General features: G+C 44.2%; 1 protein-coding gene and 1 pseudogene. One reads left to right on the top strand and one right to left on the bottom strand.

Going from position 1 to position 1,242, the window contains the following annotated elements; all coding sequences use genetic code 11:
• Window positions 1-523 (bottom strand): amino acid permease (locus ACWHAR_RS22025; RefSeq protein ID WP_452087830.1); only part of this gene is annotated, 523 nt, incomplete at its 3' end.
• 249 nt (window positions 524-772) lie between these two features.
• On the opposite strand from ACWHAR_RS22025, the pseudogene yfmT reads away from it, so the two are divergent.
• Window positions 773-1,242, top strand: a pseudogene (yfmT, locus tag ACWHAR_RS22020) (benzaldehyde dehydrogenase); the annotation flags it as partial.

The raw sequence follows: 1,242 nt of genomic DNA, 5'->3' as shown, positions 1-1,242 counted from the left end.
CTCTGCTGACAATCGCAGTGATGAGGAGAATGATCACCGCAGCCGGAAGGTTAAATACGGCGCCCGCCGTGCTTCCCGGCGCTCCTGTCAGTGCAGCCGGAATATGAAGATTGAAGCCGGCAAGCAGTGATTGAAAGTATGAAGACCAGCCGGTGGCAACCGCCGACAGTGCAATGACATATTCAAGCATGAGATCCCACCCGATCAAAAAGGCGAGCAGCTCTCCAAGTGTCACGTATGAGTATGAGTACACGCTTCCCGAAATCGGAATGGAAGACGAAAACTCAGCATAACAGAAAGCAGCCAGCGCACAGGCGAGCCCCGCTAAAATAAACGATATGATGAGGGCGGGACCTGCACCGGTCGCTGCCACTGTTCCTGTAATGACAAAAATCCCTGTACCGATGACACAACCGATACCGAGCAAGGTTAAATCAAATGCGCTTAACGTACGGGCAAGGCTTTTTGACTTGCTCTGCGCACTCAATGTTTCAAGCGGTTTTTTTCTAAATAATGAACTCATCAAAAGTTCCTCCTAGAAATATTCAAAATATTCTAATCATTATATGCAGTTCTTGTTGTATTATATTGTCGAAATTTGACGCAGTCAATAAAATATTTTTCTGCTTTAAATGATAGAAGCGAAACAGCGTTGTCGTATCATAGGATAGTAATTTTTACTAATCGTATATTCAATTTTATGCAAGATGAACCGATAGAAAAAATAGATTCGCCCATATTTTGATTTGCGGTTATAAAGGAGATGCTGACCATGTTTCAATATGAAGAGTTGAATAAACAGTTTATCGGCGGGAAATGGCAGGAGGGCAGCAGCCCAAATGTATTGGAAAACAAAAATCCTTATACTCAAAAAACATTCACAACATTCCGTAAAGCGACTGCTGACGATATAGATGAAGCGTACAGGGCAGCGGGGCTGGCGAAGAAAAAATGGGATGCGGTCAATCCGTTCGAGAAAAGAACCATCTTAGAAAAAGCCGTCACGTATATCGAAGAGAACGAAGAAGCCATCATTTATTTGATTATGGAGGAGCTAGGCGGTACAAGGCTCAAAGCGGCTTTTGAAATCGGTCTTGTCAAAAACATCATAAAAGAAGCGGCAACGTTCCCAATCCGCATGGAGGGGAAAATTCTTCCGTCCACAATAGATGGCAAGGAAAACAGATTATATCGCGTGCCGGCAGGCGTTGTCGGTGTCATCAGTCCGTTTAACTTCCCATT

The sequence above is a fragment of the Bacillus sp. LR--39 genome (assembly GCF_053613335.1).
The sequence above is the reverse complement of the archived record's forward strand: the minus strand, read 5'-3'. Positions and strand labels throughout refer to the sequence as shown.